The sequence below is a fragment of the Streptomyces sp. NPDC096310 genome (genome assembly GCF_044763125.1).
Classification (GTDB): Bacteria; Actinomycetota; Actinomycetes; order Streptomycetales; family Streptomycetaceae; genus Streptomyces.
Genome location: NZ_JBIWFO010000001.1, coordinates 524412 through 542437, shown reverse-complemented (window position 1 = coordinate 542437; position 18026 = coordinate 524412). Strand labels below are relative to the sequence as shown.

Here is an 18026-nt window from a genome sequence, read left to right as displayed (position 1 = left end):
TACGGCCGGCCGTACGCCACGGCACGACGGCCGGTACGCGCCCCTGCACGCGCTGACGAGCGCCCCCGCACGCTGCCGCGCGCCACTTGAGGGGGTGTCAGCCGCCCCTCTACGCTGCGCTCTGTGCGGGCGCGGCCCGCGTCGGGGGAGGGGAACCGGCCATGTCCGACGCACCGTCCGGTGAAGAGCCGTACGAGAAGACGGCGTTCGGCGCCGAGCCGCGCTCCGACGGGGAACCGTCCGAGGAAGCGCTCCTCGAAGCCGTCCTCGCGTATGGCGGCGGCAACCGCGGGACGCGCCATCCGCACCGTGAACTGGCCGAGCGCATACGGAAGATCGAACGCCATCAGCTCCTGCGCGCCCGGACGGTCCGGTGCGTCGAGACCCGCGAGCAGGACGACGCCGAGCACCACGGGCCGCTCGATCTCTCCGGCCGCCCTCGCTACCAGGACGATGTGCGCGGCTATGTCCTCGCGCCGCCGAAGGACGCCCACGAGACGCTGACGCTGGAGCTGGTGCGCGAGGGCTCCGACAAGGAGACCATCTGTAGCTGCGACAACGGCCGTATCACCTGCCCCGGCTGTCAGGGCCGCGGCAAGCACCCGTGCCCCGATCCGGAGACGGTGGTCTGCCCGGACTGCCTCGGGGTCGGCTCGTGCACCCACTGCCCGGACGCGCCGCGCCGCGAGGCCCCGGCGGGGCGCCCGGGCGCCGGGAAGCCCGCGACGGGCGGGAAGCCCCCGGCGGACACCGCGGCGCGGCCCCGCGAGTCCGAAGCGCCGCCCAGGACCACCTGTGCCCGCTGCCGCCGCACGGACGCGGCCTGTGCCCGCTGCAAGGGGCGGGGCGTCGTCGCCTGCGCCACGTGCGGCGGCAGCAATGTCGTCCGGTGCGAGGAGTGCGACGGCTCCCGCCGTATCGAGCACAAGCAGTGCGGCGGCAAGGGCAGCATCGTCCGCTGGATCCGGGGGGTCATCCGGCGCAGGACGTCCGTCACCACCCTGGCGCTGCCGAGGCGGAGCTGGCCCCGCCCGGTCCGTCACCGACTCGACCGGCCTACGGCCGGCTGGAGCGAACTGACCGCAGCGGGGAGCGATGCGTTCGCGGTACCGGACGGCGTCGACCGGATCCACCACCGCTCCCTCGAAGGCCATCTCGCCCGCGAGCCCAGGGAGATCGCGCGGGAGGTGAGCGTCCTGAGCCTGCGGCTGACCCGGCTGAAGCTGATGAACCAGCCGAACTGGGTCTTCTACGTGCTCCCCGGCGAGCGTGGTCTCACGGTGACCCGGGTGCCGTCCCGGCTGTTGCTGCTGCGCGCCTCGGTAGCCACGGCGGGCGCGCTGACCGTCCTGGTGCTCCTGCTGATCCTGCTCGGCTGAGCCCCACGGGCCCGCGGGGCCCGCCGGGTGTCCTCGACAGGCTCTCAGCCCGTCGTCACCCCGGCCGCCGCCAGCGACAGCGCCGCCAGGACCGGCCGGATCAGCGGATGGTCCTCCGCGCCCCGGCGTACGGCGGCGAAGACGCGGCGGGTCGCGGCCGGGCCCACCACCGGGCGGACGACCGTGCCCTTCAGCTCCATCCCGCGCAGTGCCGAGCGCGGCACGAGGGCCACCCCGGCGCCCGCGCCCGCCAGCGCGACCACCGCGCGGAAGTCGTCCGAGGAGTGCGCCAGACGGGGCTGGAAGCCGGCCAGTTCGCAGGCGAGCTGTATGACGTCATGGCAGGGGTTGCCGGGGTAGGGGCCGATCCAGTCGCTGTCGGCCAGCCCGTCGAGCGTGACCTCCGCGCCGAGACCCAGCGGATGGGCGGCGGGCAGCACCGCGTCGAAGGGCTCCGCGTACAGCGCCACCCGGGAGAGCCGCAGGTCGTCCTCGCGCGGGGCGCCCCGGTACTCGACCGCGACGGCCACGTCCGCCTCGCCGTCGAGCACCAGCGGCAGACTCTCGTCGCCCTCGGCGTCCCGTACCCGCACCCGGATGCCGGGGTGTTCCCCGGCGAGCTGCCGCAGGGCCGGGGCCAGGACCTCCGCGATGCCGGTGGCGAACGCGGCGACCGTGACCTCACCGGCCGTACCGCCCGCGTACGCGGCCAGCTCCGCCTCGGCACGTTCGAGCTGGGCGAGGACCTGGTGCGCGTGGGCGAGCAGGATCTCCCCGGCGGCGGTCAGCCGGACGCCCCGGCCGCTACGGGTCAGCAGGGCGTGGCCGGTCTCCTGCTCCAGCGCGGCGAGCTGCTGGGAGACGGCCGAGGGGGTCAGGTAGAGCGCGGCGGCCGCGGCGGTCACCGTACGGTGCTCCGCGACGGCCCGCAGGACGCGCAGCCGGCGGGGGTCGATCACCCGCGCCATCCTGCCAGGTCGCCCGTGCACCACCGGACCGTCCCGCCCCGCGCCCGGCCCCGCCCTACGGGCGGACGGCGCTACTTTCGAAACACTCCCTCGTCCTTCATGACGTCCCGCGCGGCGGTGAACGCCCGGACCGCCCGCTCCACGTCCTCGGTGGAGTGCGCGGCGGAGAGCTGCACCCTGATCCGGGCGCGGTCCATGGGCACCACGGGGTACGAGAAGCCGATCACGTACACGCCGCGCTCCAGCAGCAGTTCCGCCATCCGGCCCGCCGCGGCCGCGTCACCGATCATGACCGGGGCGATGGCGTGGTCGCCGGGCAGGATCTCGAACCCGGCCTCGGTCATCCTCGTACGGAAGAGCCGGGTGTTGGCGTTCAGCCGCTCCCGCAGCTCACCGGCGCTCTCCAGCAGGTCGAGCACCTTGAGGGAGGCGGCGGCGATGACCGGGGCGAGGGAGTTCGAGAAGAGGTAGGGGCGGGAGCGCTGGCGCAGCAGTGCGACGATCTCGGCGCGCGCGGCGACATAGCCACCGGACGCGCCGCCGAGCGCCTTGCCGAGGGTCCCGGTGAGGATGTCGACCCGGTCAAGCACCCCGTGCAGTTCGGGCGTGCCGCGGCCACCGGGGCCGACGAAGCCCACGGCGTGCGAGTCGTCGACCATGACCAGCGCGTCGTAGCGGTCGGCGAGGTCGCAGATCTCGGCGAGCGGGGCGACGTATCCGTCCATGGAGAACACGCCGTCCGTGACGATCAGCCGGCGCCGGGCGTCCTGCGCCTCCTTGAGCCGGGTCTCCAGCTCGGCGAGGTCACGGTTGGCGTAGCGCAGACGGCGGGCCTTGGAGAGCCGGATGCCGTCGATGATGCTGGCGTGGTTGAGGGCGTCGGAGATGACGGCGTCCTCCGGGCCGAGCAGGGTCTCGAAGACGCCGCCGTTGGCGTCGAAGCAGGAGGAGTAGAGGATCGTGTCCTCCTGGCCGAGGAACGCGGACAGCCGGCGCTCCAGCTCCTTGTGGATCTCCTGGGTGCCGCAGATGAACCGTACGGAGGCCATGCCGTAGCCCCAGCGGTCGAGCGCGTCCTTGGCGGCGGTGACGACCTCGGGGTGGTCGGCGAGGCCGAGGTAGTTGTTGGCGCAGAAGTTGAGTACGTCGCCGGGCGCGCCGCCCGCCGCGACGGCGACGGAGGCGCTCTGCGGAGTGGAGATCACGCGCTCGGGCTTGAAGAGACCGGCGGCGCGGATCTCGTCGAGGGTGGCGGACAGTTCGTCCCGGACGGACCCGTACATGGGGGCTCCCTGTGCGTTCTGTGGGCTTCTGCGGGGCGGGCCGCGGGGCCGGCCGGTCCTTCGGGAGGGGGCCGGGCGCCGCGGAGGTGGTGGGGGCCGGGCTCAGCCGGTCCAGTCGAGGATGATCTTGCCGCTGCGGGCGGTCGCGGCCTCGTCGAACGCGGCCTCGAAGTCCTGGTATCCGTAGCTGCCGGTGATGACGGGGGTGAGGTCGAGGCCGCCTTCGAGGAGAACGGTCATCGCGTACCAGGTCTCGAACATCTCGCGGCCGTAGATGCCCTTGATCGTGATCATCGAGGTGACGATCTTCGACCAGTCGATCGCGAACTCGTCGGCGGGCAGGCCGAGCATGGCGATCCGGCCGCCGTGGGTCATGTTGTCGACCATGTCGCGCAGTGCCTCGGGGCGGCCCGACATCTCCAGGCCGATGTCGAAGCCCTCCTTGAGGCCGAGCCGGCGCTGTGCCTCGGCGATGCCGCTGCCCGGCACGGAGACGTCGAGGGCGAGGGTGGCGCCGGCCTTGCGGGCCAGTTCCAGTCGGTAGGGGCTGACGTCGGTGATGGCGACATGGCGCGCCCCGGCGTGCCGGGCGACGGCGGCGGCCATGATCCCGATCGGTCCCGCGCCGGTGATCAGCACGTCCTCGCCGACGAGCGGGAAGGAGAGCGCGGTGTGCACGGCGTTGCCGAACGGGTCGAAGATCGCCGCGATGTCGAGGTCGACGTCGGAGCGGTGGACCCAGACGTTCGAGGCGGGCAGCGCGACGTACTGCGCGAACGCGCCGTCCCGGCCGACGCCGAGACCGACCGTGCTGCGGCAGAGGTGGCGGCGGCCCGCGAGACAGTTGCGGCATGTGCCGCAGACGAGGTGGCCCTCGCCGCTGACGAGGTCGCCGACGGCGACCTCCCGGACGGCGGAGCCGACGGCGACGACCTCACCGACGAACTCGTGGCCGAGGACCCGGGGCGTCGTGACGGCCCCCCGGGCCCAACCGTCCCAGGAGCGGATGTGCAGATCGGTGCCGCAGATGCCGGTACGGGCCACCTTGATCAGCACGTCGCCGTCGCCGGTCTCCGGCTCGGGCACGTCCATGAGCCACAGCCCCGGCTCGGCCTTCTGTTTCACAAGTGCCTTCATGGGGCGCGGCTCCCGGAGGTGATGGTGCTGAAGAACGGTGGTCACCGCGCGGTGGCCGATCTGATGCGATCGTCGTGCGGTGAACGTCGTGCGGTGATCGACTCCAATGTGCCGACCCCGACCGTTCCGGTCCATCGAGGATTTCTTAAGCGGCCCCACAGCGCAGCTTCACACCGGCTTCACGCGGCGCTCCGGGAGCGCCGCAGAAGCCGCCGTTGGCGTGGTACGCGCCCGGTGGCCCCCGCCCCTTCCGTATCCGCCGGTACGGGGGCGAGCGCGGCGTACGGCTCGGGGCGCACGGGCGCGGCCGGGGGTACGGGCCAGACCGCGCGCCGGGACACGGCCGACCGGGTGGCGCCGGCCCGGCGCGGGCGGCGGGGTCCGTCGCGGAGTGCGGGGGCGCGGTACGTACGGGCGGGGGCGGCCGGGGCGGGCTTCCGCGCCGACGGCGCACCCGCCGTTGCCTCGCTCACCGTTGGCTCGCTCACCGCTGCCTCTCCGGCCAATGCTTCTCCGGCCACTGCCCCGTCCGCCGCGAATCCGCCCGTCGGCGCTTTCGCGGCCGTCGGATCCGCCGTCCGTGCCACCTCCGCCGCCGTGCGCGTCAGCAGGACCACGCCCCGTCCCGCGACCACGGCGCCCACGAGCGCGGCGGCGATGCCCCAGGTGCCGCCCTGGAGCCCTTCGCCCAGCAGCGCCAGACCTATGACGGACGCGGCGACCGGGTTGGCCAGCGTCAGCACCGCGAGCGGGGCGCCCAGACCGCCGCGGTAGGCCGTCTGCGAGAGCAGCAGGCCGCCCGAGGCGAAGGCCGCGACGACCAGCGCCACGGCTCCCACCTGCCAGAGCGGCAGCGCGCCGGTGGCCTCGTCGCGCTCCGTGGCGGCGACCGTGACCGTCTGGGTGAGGGCGGAGGCGACGCCCGAGATGATCCCGGACGCCGCCGCGTGGCGCAGTCCCGGCCGGGCTCCCGGCCTGGTCAGCAGCGCGACCAGGGCCATCGCGACGCCCGCGACACCGAGCGCCTGCGGCAGGGTGAGCGTCCGCTCGGGAGCGGCCCCCGCGGCCGTCAGCAGGATGATCGCGAGTCCGGCCAGCGTGAGCGCCGTACCGCGCCACTCGCCCCTGCTGACCTGGCGCCCGGCGCGGCGGGCGCCCAGCGGTACGGCGGCGACGAGCGTGAGCGCGCCCAGCGGCTGGACGACCGTGAGCGGGCCGTACGTCAGCGCCACGACATGCAGCAGTGCGCCGGTCGCGTTGAGCCCGACGGCCGACCACCAGGCGCCCCGGCGCAGCAGGGTGAGGAGCGGAACGCCCTGTTCCGTACGGGCGGCGAGGCGTTCCTGCGCGACGGCGGCGCAGGCGTAGGCGACGGCGGAGAGCAGGGAGAGCGCCACCGCGACCGTCATCGCGGCGCTCATCGGACCGCCGCCGGTTCCGGAAGCCGGATGGTGACGAGCGGCAGCTCTCCTACGAGCGACGGCTCTGCTGCGAGGGGCGGTCGGGCGGAAGGGTTCTGCTTCCGTTCGGCGGGCCCAGTGCGGGTGTTGAGGTGCACCCGACCCCCTTTGGATGGACGACACGGCGCCCTGCGGCGACGTGCTGGTACGGCGGCGCGGTCTGCACCACGCCCTATCGATACGCCAGTGTACCGAAACGGATTCGTTTCGGTACACTGGCGTATCGGTACACTGACGTATCGATACGTGAGCGCGAGAGCCGAGGAGAGACGATGACGCCACAGCGCCGCTCCAAGATCACCCCGGAACGGGAGCTGGAGTTGTACGAGGCGGCTCTCGACCTGCTCAGGGAGAGCGGCTACGACGCGCTGACGATGGAGGGCGTCGCCGCCCGCTCCCGCTGCGGCAAGTCCACGCTCTACCGGCAGTGGCGTACGAAGCCGCGGTTCGTCGCCGCCGCGCTGCGCGGCACCCGGTGCGCCCTGCTCGCGGATGTCGACACCGGTGGGCTGGAAGGGGACTTGAGGGCGGCGGTCCGGGTGGCGGCGCTCGGCGCGGGACGCGACACCGCGCTGCTGCACGCGCTCGGCCATGCCGCTTTCCAGCACCCGGAGCTACTGCTGGCCCTACGGGAAACACTCATCGAACCGGAGATCACGGCCATCGGGGCCATGGTGGAGCGTGCCGTGGCCCGGGGCGAGCTGGCCGCGGACAACCCCGCCATCGAGTTCGTGGCCGTCCAGCTCATCGGTGTGATGCGCGCGCGGAAGACGATGGACGGACAACTCGCGGACGAGGCGTATCTCACGCGGTTCCTGGAGGCCGCGGTCTTTCCCGCGCTCGATCTGCGGACCGGCGCGAACCCCTGACCGGCGGACCGTCGTCCCGAGCGGATGACGACGGTCCGTCCGCGCCGCACCGTGGGGACGGGAGCGGCGCACCACATGACGGTGGGCTCCTTCTCCGGGAGGGGCCCACCGTCATGTCCGGGCCGGGCGCGGATGTCGTGTGCGGAGCCGGAGGTTCGTCAAGGAGCCTTGACGTCAAGCTGCCCTGACGGAAGACTCGGCCCATGTCCACCCCCGACGAGCTGGAGAGCCGCTTCACCCTGCGCACCGCCGTCGCACGCTACGACGAGCTGCGCACCCGCGAGTCGCTGGCCGCCCCCGGCGAGGACGACGACGGCCCGGACGGCGCGCTCCCCGATCCCGGGGCCACCCCGCTGAGCCGCGACGAGACGCTGGAGCTGCTGGCCCTGGGCGAGCTGATCGCCCGCAAGGCGGCGTACGGCCGGCAGCTCTCCGTACGGTCGGCGCGCCGCGCCGGCGCGTCCTGGTCCCGGATCGGGTCGGCCCTGGGCACCAGCAAGCAGGCCGCCTGGGAGGCGCACCACCGCTGGATCGACGAGCAGGGCGGCGCGCGGATGCGGACCGGCGCGATCGGCTGGGACGATACGGAGATGGCGGCCGCGCGGGCCCTGGCGGGCGGTCCTGACGACGCCCCCACCGACAGCGACCGCGCCGATGTCCCGGCCGTCCCCGGGAACGCCGTCCGGTACGACGACAGGGACCGCCCATGAACGTCTCCCCCGACTCCCCTCCCTCTCCCGTCTCCCCTTCCTCCTCTGTCTCTCCCCCCTCAGCCGCCTCCGGCGCGCTCACCCCCTTCACCCTCGCCGTACCGCAGCGGGAGCTGGACGAGCTCTCCGCCCGGCTGGCGGCGACCCGCTGGCCCGCCGCGGCCACCGGCGACGGATGGTCGCAGGGCGTGCCGCTCGGCTACCTCCAGGAGCTGACCGCGTACTGGGCCGACGGCTACGACTGGCGCGCCCAGGAGGCCGAGCTGAACGGCTTCCCGCAGTTCACCACGGAGATCGACGGCGCCACCGTGCACTTCCTGCACATCCGCTCGCCCCGGCCCGGCGCGCTGCCGCTGCTGCTCACCCATGGCTGGCCCGGCTCGGTGGTCGAGTTCCTCGATGTGATCGGGCCCCTGACTGACCCTCCGGCGCCTGCCGGGGGCGACGCGTTCGATCTCGTGATCCCCTCCCTCCCCGGCTACGGGCTGTCCGGTCCGACCACCGGCCCCGGCTGGGACGTACGCCGTGTCGCGAGGGCATGGGCGGAGCTGATGCGGCGGCTCGGCCATGACCGCTACGGCGCGCAGGGCGGCGACTGGGGCCATGCGATCACCCTCGAACTGGGCCGGGTGGACGCCGCCCATGTGGTCGGCGTCCACGTCAACACCCTGCTGACCCCACCGCCCGAGGATCCGGCCGTGACCGCCGCGCTCGGCGACGACGACCGGGAGCGGCTGCGCCGTACGGCCGCCGCGTACACCGAGATGGCGGGGTACGCGGCGCTCCAGAGCAGCCGGCCACAGACCCTCGGATACGCGCTCACCGACTCGCCCGTCGGCCAACTCGCCTGGATCGTGGAGAAGTTCGGCGAGTGGACGGACTCGGCGGGGGCACCGGAGGACGCGGTGGGGCGCGACCGGCTGCTGACCAATGTGATGCTCTACTGGCTGACCCGTACGGCGAGTTCGTCCGCGCGGCTGTACTGGGAACACGCCCGGTCCCCCCACACGAGTGCCCCTTCCGGTTCTGTGCCCCAGCCGTACCCCACACCGATCGGTGTCGCGGTCTTCGGCGGCGATCTCGCGCGCCCGGTCCGGCGACTCGCCGAGCGGGACCATCCCGTCGCCCACTGGACGGAGTTCGACCGCGGCGGCCACTTCGCCGCCCTGGAGCAGCCCGGCCTCTTCGTCGACGACGTCCGGGCCTTCTTCCGCCGCTTCCGCACGGGGCCCTGATCCCCGGTCAGGGCCGGCGGACGAGGATATCGCTGAGACGGATCGAGTGCGTTCGTCTGCTCACTTGACCACCAATTGACGTAGTGTCAGCGATCCGGAGAAGGGTCGATTTCGCACGGTCCGCACACGGGCCGTGACGAAAACGCCGCCGGGAGCCCCGTCACGGGCTTCGGCCGGGGCGTGGCGAGGAGGCGGATGACGGCGCACGGCCGCGCGGGGAAGTCCGTACCAGGGGGGCGTACGACGGTCTCCCGGTGTGCTGACGGAACCCGTACCAGCTTGATCAGGACAGCTCACAATCAGTCAATTCCGGCCAGACGGCAGCCATATGCGCGGCTGTTGACGATCCGACATGGCCAGATACGCTCCACTAGGCCTCGTCCCCACGCCATCGCGCCTTGTCAGCGCGCCGCACTACGCCCGTCCCCGCAACTGGAGGCCGATCGTGACCTGTGTCTCGGAACAGCGCCTGGCTCAGCAGCTTCCGGCGGTGCCGTTCTACTGCCCGGTTCCGCCCGCCAGACACCGCTCCGGTGACACCCTCAACGACCGGACCGTACGGTGGATGCGCGGGCAACGGCTCGACCACGACGAACGGCAGCTCAAACGTCTCGCACTGTGCGATTTCGGCGGTCTGGCCGCGTCGACGATGCCGTACGGACGGCTCGAACCCCTCGCCCTCATGGCCAAGTTGCACGCCGTCCTCTTCTCCCTGGACGACGGGGTCTGCGACGAGTCGGGGGCGACGGCGGATCTGCTGGCCCGGGAGACCTCACGCATCATGCGCGCCATGGAGGCGCCGGAGGCGCGTTCGGCCGACGACTCGCCGCACACCGCGGCGCTGCGCCGCATCCGGCAGGAGCTGGAACCGTACGCCTCTCCCCGCCAGCTCCGCCGGGTGGTCGAGGCGATGCGTGTCTACACCTCGGGGCTGGCGTGGGAGGCGTCCTGGCGGCTCGACGCCCGGCTGCCCTCCGTCGACGACTACGTCACGCTGTGGATGCGGGCCATCGGGATGGCGCCGTCCACCGCCATGATCGAGATCGTCGGCGGCTTCTCGGTCTCCGACGAGGACCTCCAGGATCCGCGCGTACGGGCCCTCACGGAGATCACCTGGACGCTGGTGAGCTGGGACAACGACCTCTACTCCCGCAACAAGGAGCTGGAGCGGGCGGACGACGACCTCAATCTGATCGATGTGGTGTGCCAGGAACAGGGGTGCGACGCACAGCGCGCCCTCGTCCGGGTCGTGGCGATGCGGGACCGGGTGATGGTGCTCTTCGAGCGGCTGTCCGCCCAGGTCATGGACGAGGCGGACGACGGTCTGCGCCGCTATGTACGGGGGCTCGGCCAGTTCGTCCGGGGCCATCTCGACTGGGCCTCGCGCTGCCCCCGTTACACCGCGTCGTCGGGTCCGCGTACCCCGCCCGGCGGATGGTGGAAGCAGCAGCCCGCCGACAACAGCCTGGAGCCGCTTCCCGTCCCGACGATCGCCTGGTGGTGGGACCAGCTCGCCCCGGCGCGCTGACCCACTCCCGTCCTCCCGTCCGTACGCCTCCTCCCGCACGCCTCCTGCCCGTACGCCTCCTGTCAGTACCCGCGCCACCAGCCGGCCACGGCCCGCCACGCCCGCCGGGGTGCGCTGCTGCCCGAGCGCTGCTCCGGTACCGGGACCGGGCCAGGTACCACCGGCTCCGCTCCCCCGTCCGGGACGCCGTCCCCGGCGGCCGGTGGCACCGCCGCCACCGGGACGTATGCCGCGGTCGGTACGGTGCCGGGCGAGGGCGATTCGACCTGCCACCGTGGGCGCGGGACGGGGGAGATCGCGTTGGGCGGTCCGGTGACGTCCTGGGGCGGCCGGGGCGCGAACGTGACCGGCAGTCCCAGCAACTGACGGGACATCAGGGCCGCGCTCCAGCGCAGTTCGTGCTCCTCCACCGCGAGTTGCAGATCCGGCAGGCGCAGCAGCAGCGCGTCGATCCCGGTGTCGGCGATGGCGCGTCCGATGTCCTGTCCCGGGCATTCGTGCGGGCCGCCGCTGAACGCGAGATGCGCGCGGTTGCCCTGCATGGACGCGTTGAGGTCGGGCCGTACCACCGGATCCACGTTGGCCGCCGCGATCCCGACGACCAGCGCGTCACCCGCCTTGATCTGCTGTCCGCCGAGTTCGGTGTCGCCGACCGCCCAGCGGCCGAAGATCGTGGTGAACGGCGGCTCGTCCCACAGGGTCTGTTCGACGGCCTCCGGCAGCGTCATGTGGCCGCCGCTCAACTGGGCGCGGAACCGGGGGTCGGTGAGCACCATGCGCAGCGCGTTGGCGATCAGGTTGGCGGTGGTCTCGTACGCGGCGATGAGCACCAGCCGCAGATGCTGGCTCACCTCGTCGTCCGTCAGCCCCGCCGGATGCTGGGTGAGCCAGGTCGCGAAGTCCTCCTCCGGGGCGATACGGCGCCGCTTGACCAGCCGGGTCAGGGCGGCCATCACATACGCGTTGCTCTCGTTGGCGGTGGCGGTGCCCTTGATCATGTCGCGGGCGGCCTGGACCAGCCGTTCGTTGTACTCCTCCGGCATGCCGATGATCTGCGCCATCACCATCATGGGCAGGTGCTCGGCGAAGCTGCTGACGAGATCGGCCCGCCCGGCCTGGCAGAACTCGTTGACCAGCCGGTTGCTGTAGCGGTTGATGTAGCGGCGTACGCCCCGGTGGTCGATGCGCGCGATCGAGTCGGTGACCGCGCCCCGCAGCCGCTCGTGGTCGGCGCCGTCGGCGAAGACGCAGATGGGCTGCCAGGTGAAGATCGGCGCCAGGGGGTGGTCGGGCGGCGCGCTGCCGTCGTGCAGCGCGCGCCAGCGGCGGGAGTCGCGGGAGAACTGCGACGGTGTCCGTGTCATGTGCAGGTTCTCGCTGTGGCCGAGGACGAGCCAGGCGGGGACGTCGCCGTGCAGAAGTACGGGCGCCACTGATCCGTGTTCGGCGCGCAGTTTCTCGTACAGGCCCATCGGGTCGTTCTCGGCCTCGGGCCCGTACAGCCGGCGCAGCCCGGCGGGCGCCGGTCCGGCCGGGACGGGACCGCTGCCCGCTCCGGGGCCCGCGCCGTTCACGCGCCCGGGGGGCAGGCCGGTGCCGGGCAGGCCGCCGGTGTGCAGGCCGTGGGCGGGGCAGCCGGGAGGCGGCGCTCCATGGCCGTCCGGCCCGGGTCGATGGGGAAACGGGGAGGTCACGGTCGCTCCAGGGAGGGTGTCGGGAAGGAAAGGGAATGTACGGGGCGGGCCGGGGCCGCACGGGAAGGGTGCCCGCGCCGGCCCCGGCGCCGCACGGCGGCGACCGGGAGTGCGGCAGCCCGTACGGGCGGCGGCTCCGCCCGGTGGCCGCTCAGCCGGGTGGCGCGGAGAGCTGGTGCAGATAGCTCATCAGCGTCAGCAGCACATCGCGGCTCGACGCCCGCAGCCGCGCGTCGCAGTCGACCATCGGCACCTCGTCGGGCAGGTCGAGCGCGGCGCGCAGGGCCTCGACGGGGTGGTGCGGCGCGTCCGGAAAGGTGTTGACGGCGACGACGAACGGTACGCCGCGCTCCTCCAGGCGTCCGATCACGTCGAAGCTGACTTCGAGGCGGCGGGTGTCGACGAGGACCACCGCGCCCAGGGCGCCCTCGAAGAGGCCGTTCCACAGGAACCAGAAGCGTTCCTGGCCGGGGGTGCCGAAGAGGTAGAGCACCAGGTGTTCGGTGATGCTGATCCGGCCGAAGTCCATGGCGACGGTGGTGGCGGTCTTGCTCTCCACCCCGCGGTTGTCGTCCACCCCCACCCCGGCCTGGGTCATGGTCTCCTCGGTGGTGAGGGGCCTGATCTCGCTGACGGAGCCGACCATCGTCGTCTTGCCCACCCCGAACCCGCCCACGATCACGATCTTCACCGCCGAGGTGGCGGTGGTGGGCAGGATGTCCTCGGTCCTGGGGCCGGTGATCGTGTCAGAGTTTCTGGAGTCCATGCATCACCGCTTCGAGAAGGGACCGGTCGGGAAGCGCGGCGCGGACGATGGGCGCGCGCGATTCGACCAGCTCGGTCGCGAGGAGTTCGGTCAGCAGCGCGGTCACCACGCTGAAGGGGAGGCTGAGATACGCGGAGATCTCGGCCACGGAGAGCGGCCGGTGGCAGAGCCGCAGGATGGCGGCCTGTTCCGGCTGGACCGTCGGTGACGGTTCTTCCTGTGCCACGATCATGGTGACCAGGTCGAGCGGGGCCCGTACGGCGCCGTCCGGGCCACCGGTGATCACGTAGAGCCGTTCCGGGTCTTCCACGTCCGCTTCGGGCGCGCGGCGTTCGCGTCGGGGAGGCGGGGTCATCCGGCCTGCCCGTCATGGCGTGGCGGACTGGTGAGATGGGCGCCGATCCGGACGACCATGTCGCGCATCCGGGCGCCGACCAGTCCCGCGTCCACCGTGTCGTCGGCGAGGACCGCGAGATAGGCGCCCGTGCCGGCCTCCATCAGGTAGAAGAAGCCGCCCCCGACCTCGATGACGACGAGCCGCATCCGGCCGTCGCTCAGCGGGATCTCGGCGGCGACGGCGGCGGCCAGGCTCTGGAGCCCGGCGCAGGCCGCCGCGAGCCGGTCGGCGACGTCCGGGTCGCCGCCGTGCCGGGCGATCCGGAGTCCGTCGGCGGAGAGCACCACGATCTGCTGGATCTGCGGTACCCCGTCGGCGAGTTCCTTGAGCATCCAGTCCATGTTCGCCCGCTGCTGGATCACTTCAGATCTCCCTTGCCCCGTACATCGTCGGATTCGCCGTGCTCGCCGGTCCGGCCCGGCGGGTCCTCTGTCCCGGCCGTTGGCTCCCCGGGGGTGCCGTTGACCGCTTTCGTGAAGGCTTCGAGCCAGATACCGGGTCCTGGTTTCCCTTCCGGCGTACGGGCGTGGGCCCCGGCCGGTGCGCCGGCCCCGGCGCCGTTGCCGTATGCCGGGCCGTGGGCCCGGCCGCCCGCGGAGCCGTTCGCACCCCCGTTCACGCCCCCGTTCGCCGTGCCGTACGGCAGGCCGGTGCCCCCGTGTCCGGCGGAGTGGAGCCCGAGGTTGTGCGAGCCCAGAGGGGCGCGCCCGCGGCTGCGCCGCTGCGGCAGTCCGTTCTCCGTCCACTCCGTCACCACCGGTACGTCGTCCTCCCCCACCGCGACCGGGGCCGGGCGCTGGGGTCCGGTGGCCGGCCGCGGCACCCGGTTGGCGGGGCGCAGTACATCGGTCGTGGGCAGGTCCGACGTGGTGCCCCGGGGCAGCGCCGAGGCGCCGATGCCGTGGGCGATACCGGGCGCGGGCCCGGTGGTCACGATGGAGCGCGGCACGATCAGCACGGCGCGGACGCCGCCGTACGCCGACTGCCGCAGCGAGACCTGGAGGTGGTACATCTGGCAGAGCCGCCCGACCACGGCCATGCCGAGCCGGGGCGTGTCGCCGAGGTCGTTGAGGTCGATACCGGCCTGGGCGCGCGCGAGCATGCTCTCGGCGCGGGCCCGCGCCTCCTCGCTGAGGCTGACGCCGCCGTCCTCGATCTCGATGGCGATCCCCGTCTGCACCTCGACGGCGGTGACATGGACGCGGGTCTGCGGAGGCGAGTAACGGGTGGCGTTGTCGAGGAGTTCGGCGCAGGCGTGGATGAGCGGTTCGACGGCGGTGCCGACGATCGCCACCTGCGCGATCGAGTGCAGGTCGACGCGCTGGTACTCCAGGATCCGCGACATCGCCCCGCGCAACACACTGAACAGCGGTACGGGCTTGGGCCATTGGCGCCCGGGGCGGGCCTTGCCGAGTACGGTGATGGAGTCGGCGAGCCGGCCGATCAGCGCGGTGCCGTGGTCGATGCGCAGCAGATCGTCGAAGACCTCGGGGTTGCGGCCGTGTGCGTTCTCCATTTCCCGCAGCTCGCTGGCCTGTTGGTGCACCAGGGCCTGGACGCGGCGGGCGATGTTGACGAAGGAGCGCTGCGCGGACTCGCGCATGGCCTCCTCGTCGTCGACGATCTGGAGGAGGGACTTGAGCAAGGAACGCTGCGCGGCGGGCAGTTCGCGGTAACGGTCGTCGCCGTCGACCACGGCGCGGATCACCTCGTCGGGTGATTCGCCCTGGCGGAGCCGGTACACGGCGGCGGGCATCAGCTCCTTGCCGAGCCGCACGCTCTCCTCGTCGTGCTGTGCGAGGCGGGACTCCAGCAGGGAGATCCGGTACGCGTAGCGCTCGTGGAGCACGCCGACCGCCCGGCGGCGGCGCGCCAACTCCCGTACGCACCATCCGATGACGACCAGGGCCCCCGCTCCGTACAGCGCGAGCGGTATCCGAGCGGCGTCCTCGACGAGGACCACCGCGAGGGTGGTCACGGCGGCGGCGAGGAGCACGGGGAGGAGCAGCGCGCGGAATCCCGGTGACGCTTGTTCCTTGGGTGGTGCCTGTTCCTTGGGTGGTACTTCAAGACGAACCATGTAAGCCCTCTGGCGGTCGATTCAGGTCGATTTTCGAACAATCAAGGAACCTGGGAACAAGTGCCTGATTACGTATCAACTCAGCGCGTAACGCGAGAGCCTAGCCCGGCCGGATCGGCACTTCGGCGTATTCGCGCAACCTCATGCACAGGCGCCCCACGGGGCATAGACTTCGCCGGTTTATACGCTGTGATTGCCTGACAGCACAAAGGGTGACGACGCCCGTGCGTCCGCCGAACACCCGGCCGGACCCGTCGGCGCCGGGTCCCGTCAGGGCGCCGGGTCGCCGCGCCTGGCGAGCTGGATCTGCTCGTACACCCGGGTGCGCAGCTCCGCGAAGCGCGGGGCGGCCCGGGTACGGAGCTGGTCCCGCTCCCCGGGCAGGTCGATCCTCATCTGTTCCCGTACGACGGTGGGCGAGGCGGAGAGGATCAGCACCCGCTCCCCCGGTTAGACGGCCTCGTCGATGTCGTGGGTGGCGAAAAGGATCGTCATGCCGCGCTCGCGCCAGAGCCCGCGGACCAGGTCCTCCAGCTCGGCGCGGGTCAGGGCGTCGACGGCGGCGAACGGCTCGTCCATCAGCGGCACTTCGGGCCCGTACGCCAGGGCGCGGGCGATGGCCACCCGCTGCTGCGTACCGCCGGAGAGCTGCCAGGGACAGGCGCTGTCCGTGCCGGCCAGGCCGACGGCGGCGAGGGCGTCCGCGACCAGTTCGGCGCGCCGCCCGCGGTCGAGCGACTTCCGTCGGCGCAGCGGGAGTTCGACGTTCTCGCCCACCCGCGTCCAGGGGACGAAGTCGACCTCGGCCGGGTCGCCGCCCGCCTTGCGCACCGACTCGCGTACGGATGTGTCGCCGATGTTCTTCAGTGTGTTGATCGCGACCTTCCTGCCCGCGAGCTCCTTGGCGGATGTGATCGGGCTGCCCTTCGGCACGGCGAGACCCGCGAAGTCGGCGCCCTGCTCACCGGTGGTCGCGAGGCCGTTGGCCACGGCCTTCACGGGGACGCGGTTGACCTGGGCGATCATCAGGGTGGTCATGTTGGAGAAGCCGAACTGGACCTGCCCGCCGATCACGGCGGGCACGATCGCCGCGCCGCCCTGGGCGGTCACCATGGCGAGATCGAGTCACCACGAGGCGTAGAAGCCCTTCTTCTCCCCCAGATACAGGGGTGCGACATCCACGATGGGATTGATCCCGACCTTGACCCGGGTCGTACCACCCGACGCCCCGTCACCCGCACCCCCGGCCCTCCCGAACCGGATCCGCCACAGGCCGTCGTGGTGACCAGGAACGCGGCGGTGATGGACGCGATGGCCAGTCGACGCATGAACCCCCTTTGTCGGGACGGCGCTTGTCGCGGACCGTGCGCAGCCCGCACAGCATTTTCCAGCGGGAACACAGGGGCAGCCACTGCTACGGGTCAACGGTGCGCGTCGCCCTCATATCCCGTGCAGGGGAAGGGAGTTGAGCTTGTGCGGCGAGAACGGCGATGGCCTGTGAGGCGTTGTTGACAGCCCTCGGACCCGGCTCCTAGCGTGCGCGTCACGCACAGACGTACGCCGATCGGCCGGACGTACGCGGATCAGCGGATCACCCGTGACACACATCAGGGTCGACGGAGGCAACCGATGAGTGCTGCCCGGTCACGCGAACCCCACTTCGTCCAGTCCTTCGAACGGGGGCTCTCGGTGATCCGCGCCTTCGACGCACACCATCCGGAGCTGACGCTCAGCGAGGTGGCCCGTCTCTGCGGCCTCACCCGGGCCGCCGCGCGCCGGTTCCTGCTGACACTCGCCGATCTCGGCTATGTCCACACGGACGGGCGGCTGTTCCGGCTCAGCCCCCGCGTCCTCGAACTGGGGTACGCGTATCTTTCCAGCTTCTCGCTGCCGGAGATCGCCGAGCCACACCTCGAACGGCTGGTCGCCGAGGTACACGAGTCGTCCTCGCTCTGTGTGCTGGACGGCGACGCCGCCGTCTATGTGGCGCGGGTCCAGGTGACCCGGATCATGACGGCGTCGATCACCGTCGGCACCCGCTTCCCCGCCCATGCCACCTCCGTCGGGCGCGTGCTGATCGCGTTCCTCCCCGACGAGGAGCGCGACACCCGCCTCAAGGGCACCGAGCCGTCCCCGCTCACCCCGTACACCACCGTCTCCGTCGATCTGCTGCGCGCGGAGTTGGAACGCGTACGGCGCCAGGGGTACGCACTGGTCGACCAGGAGCTGGAGGAGGGGCTGCGCTCGGTCGCCGCACCGGTACGGGACCGGACGGGCACCGTGGTCGCGGCCGTCAACGTCCCGGTCCACGCGAGCCGTCACTCGATCGAGTCGGTACGGCGTGATCTGCTGCCCCCGCTGCTCGCGACGGTGGCCCGTATCGAGGCCGACCTGCGTGTGGTGGCGCCACGGAGATGACGGGGATGACGGGGAGGAGCACCGGGGCGGGCGGGACCGCTCCGGGGTACAGGGCCCCGCCGCCGCCACGGGGTACGGGGCCCGCCGCCGCCCCGTACACCC

At 72.4% G+C, this 18026-nt stretch carries 14 protein-coding genes and 3 pseudogenes; 6 read left to right on the top strand and 11 right to left on the bottom strand.

The genetic code is table 11. The annotated features are described in order from the left end of the window. The first annotated feature begins 161 nt into the window (after nt 1–161). Nucleotides 162–1379, top strand: coding sequence for a hypothetical protein (locus ACIQ7D_RS02090; RefSeq protein WP_403932490.1), 1218 nt, complete (start codon nt 162–164; stop codon nt 1377–1379). 44 nt (nt 1380–1423) lie between these two features. Here the strand turns inward: ACIQ7D_RS02090 and ACIQ7D_RS02085 are convergent, their stop codons facing one another. From ACIQ7D_RS02085 to ACIQ7D_RS02070, 4 genes and pseudogenes are all read right to left on the bottom strand, one after another. Further along, nucleotides 1424–2338 carry a LysR substrate-binding domain-containing protein gene (locus ACIQ7D_RS02085; protein ID WP_403932487.1) on the bottom strand — a complete coding sequence of 305 codons (915 nt, stop codon included), beginning with the start codon at nt 2336–2338 and terminating at the stop codon, nt 1424–1426. Between the two features lie 80 nt (nt 2339–2418). Then, nucleotides 2419–3630, bottom strand: a complete 1212-nt coding sequence (locus ACIQ7D_RS02080; protein ID WP_403932484.1) for a glycine C-acetyltransferase — start codon at nt 3628–3630, stop codon at nt 2419–2421. A gap of 102 nt (nt 3631–3732) precedes the next feature. Next, entirely contained in the window at nt 3733–4767 is a 1035-nt protein-coding gene (tdh, locus tag ACIQ7D_RS02075; protein WP_403932481.1) for an L-threonine 3-dehydrogenase, read from the bottom strand. Nucleotides 4768–5183: 416 nt separating this feature from the next. Continuing rightward, nucleotides 5184–6188 (bottom strand): annotated as a pseudogene (locus tag ACIQ7D_RS02070) (DMT family transporter); the annotation flags it as partial. Nucleotides 6189–6499: 311 nt separating this feature from the next. On the opposite strand from ACIQ7D_RS02070, the gene ACIQ7D_RS02065 reads away from it, so the two are divergent. The 4 genes from ACIQ7D_RS02065 to ACIQ7D_RS02050 all read left to right on the top strand — a co-directional run bounded on the left by ACIQ7D_RS02065 (nt 6500) and on the right by ACIQ7D_RS02050 (nt 10569). Then, nucleotides 6500–7096, top strand: coding sequence for a TetR/AcrR family transcriptional regulator (locus tag ACIQ7D_RS02065; protein ID WP_403932478.1), 597 nt, complete (start codon nt 6500–6502; stop codon nt 7094–7096). A gap of 203 nt (nt 7097–7299) precedes the next feature. Next, nucleotides 7300–7806 carry a hypothetical protein gene (locus ACIQ7D_RS02060; RefSeq protein WP_403932475.1) on the top strand — a complete coding sequence of 169 codons (507 nt, stop codon included), beginning with the start codon at nt 7300–7302 and terminating at the stop codon, nt 7804–7806. Next, nucleotides 7803–9041, top strand: coding sequence for an epoxide hydrolase family protein (locus ACIQ7D_RS02055; protein WP_403932473.1), 1239 nt, complete (start codon nt 7803–7805; stop codon nt 9039–9041). The genes ACIQ7D_RS02060 and ACIQ7D_RS02055 overlap by 4 nt, the downstream gene beginning before the upstream one ends. 445 nt (nt 9042–9486) lie before the next feature. Beyond that, entirely contained in the window at nt 9487–10569 is a 1083-nt protein-coding gene (locus ACIQ7D_RS02050; protein WP_403932471.1) for a hypothetical protein, read from the top strand. 62 nt (nt 10570–10631) lie between these two features. Here ACIQ7D_RS02050 and ACIQ7D_RS02045 read toward each other — a convergent pair whose 3' ends face one another. The 7 genes and pseudogenes from ACIQ7D_RS02045 to ACIQ7D_RS02015 all read right to left on the bottom strand — a co-directional run. Next, nucleotides 10632–12263 (bottom strand): cytochrome P450, encoded by a 1632-nt coding sequence (locus tag ACIQ7D_RS02045; protein ID WP_403932468.1) that lies wholly within the window; start codon nt 12261–12263, stop codon nt 10632–10634. 151 nt (nt 12264–12414) lie between these two features. Beyond that, the gene (locus ACIQ7D_RS02040) at nt 12415–13029 is read right to left on the bottom strand and encodes a GTP-binding protein (protein ID WP_403932465.1); all 615 of its coding nucleotides are present in this window, start codon (nt 13027–13029) and stop codon (nt 12415–12417) included. Then, nucleotides 13010–13384 (bottom strand): DUF742 domain-containing protein, encoded by a 375-nt coding sequence (locus ACIQ7D_RS02035; RefSeq protein WP_403932462.1) that lies wholly within the window; start codon nt 13382–13384, stop codon nt 13010–13012. Before ACIQ7D_RS02035 ends, ACIQ7D_RS02040 begins: the two co-directional genes overlap by 20 nt. After that, nucleotides 13381–13788, bottom strand: a complete 408-nt coding sequence (locus ACIQ7D_RS02030; RefSeq protein WP_385003854.1) for a roadblock/LC7 domain-containing protein — start codon at nt 13786–13788, stop codon at nt 13381–13383. Before ACIQ7D_RS02030 ends, ACIQ7D_RS02035 begins: the two co-directional genes overlap by 4 nt. Further along, entirely contained in the window at nt 13785–15506 is a 1722-nt protein-coding gene (locus ACIQ7D_RS02025; protein ID WP_403932459.1) for a sensor histidine kinase, read from the bottom strand. The genes ACIQ7D_RS02030 and ACIQ7D_RS02025 overlap by 4 nt, the downstream gene beginning before the upstream one ends. A gap of 270 nt (nt 15507–15776) precedes the next feature. Next, nucleotides 15777–16334: pseudogene (locus tag ACIQ7D_RS02020) on the bottom strand (ABC transporter ATP-binding protein); the annotation flags it as partial. A gap of 15 nt (nt 16335–16349) precedes the next feature. After that, nucleotides 16350–16619, bottom strand: a pseudogene (locus ACIQ7D_RS02015) (ABC transporter substrate-binding protein); the annotation flags it as partial. 516 nt (nt 16620–17135) lie between these two features. Here ACIQ7D_RS02015 and ACIQ7D_RS02010 point away from each other — a divergent pair. After that, on the top strand, nt 17136–17924 hold the full coding sequence (locus ACIQ7D_RS02010; RefSeq protein ID WP_403932457.1) for an IclR family transcriptional regulator C-terminal domain-containing protein: 789 nt from the start codon (nt 17136–17138) through the stop codon (nt 17922–17924). The last annotated feature ends 102 nt before the right edge of the window (nt 17925–18026 follow it).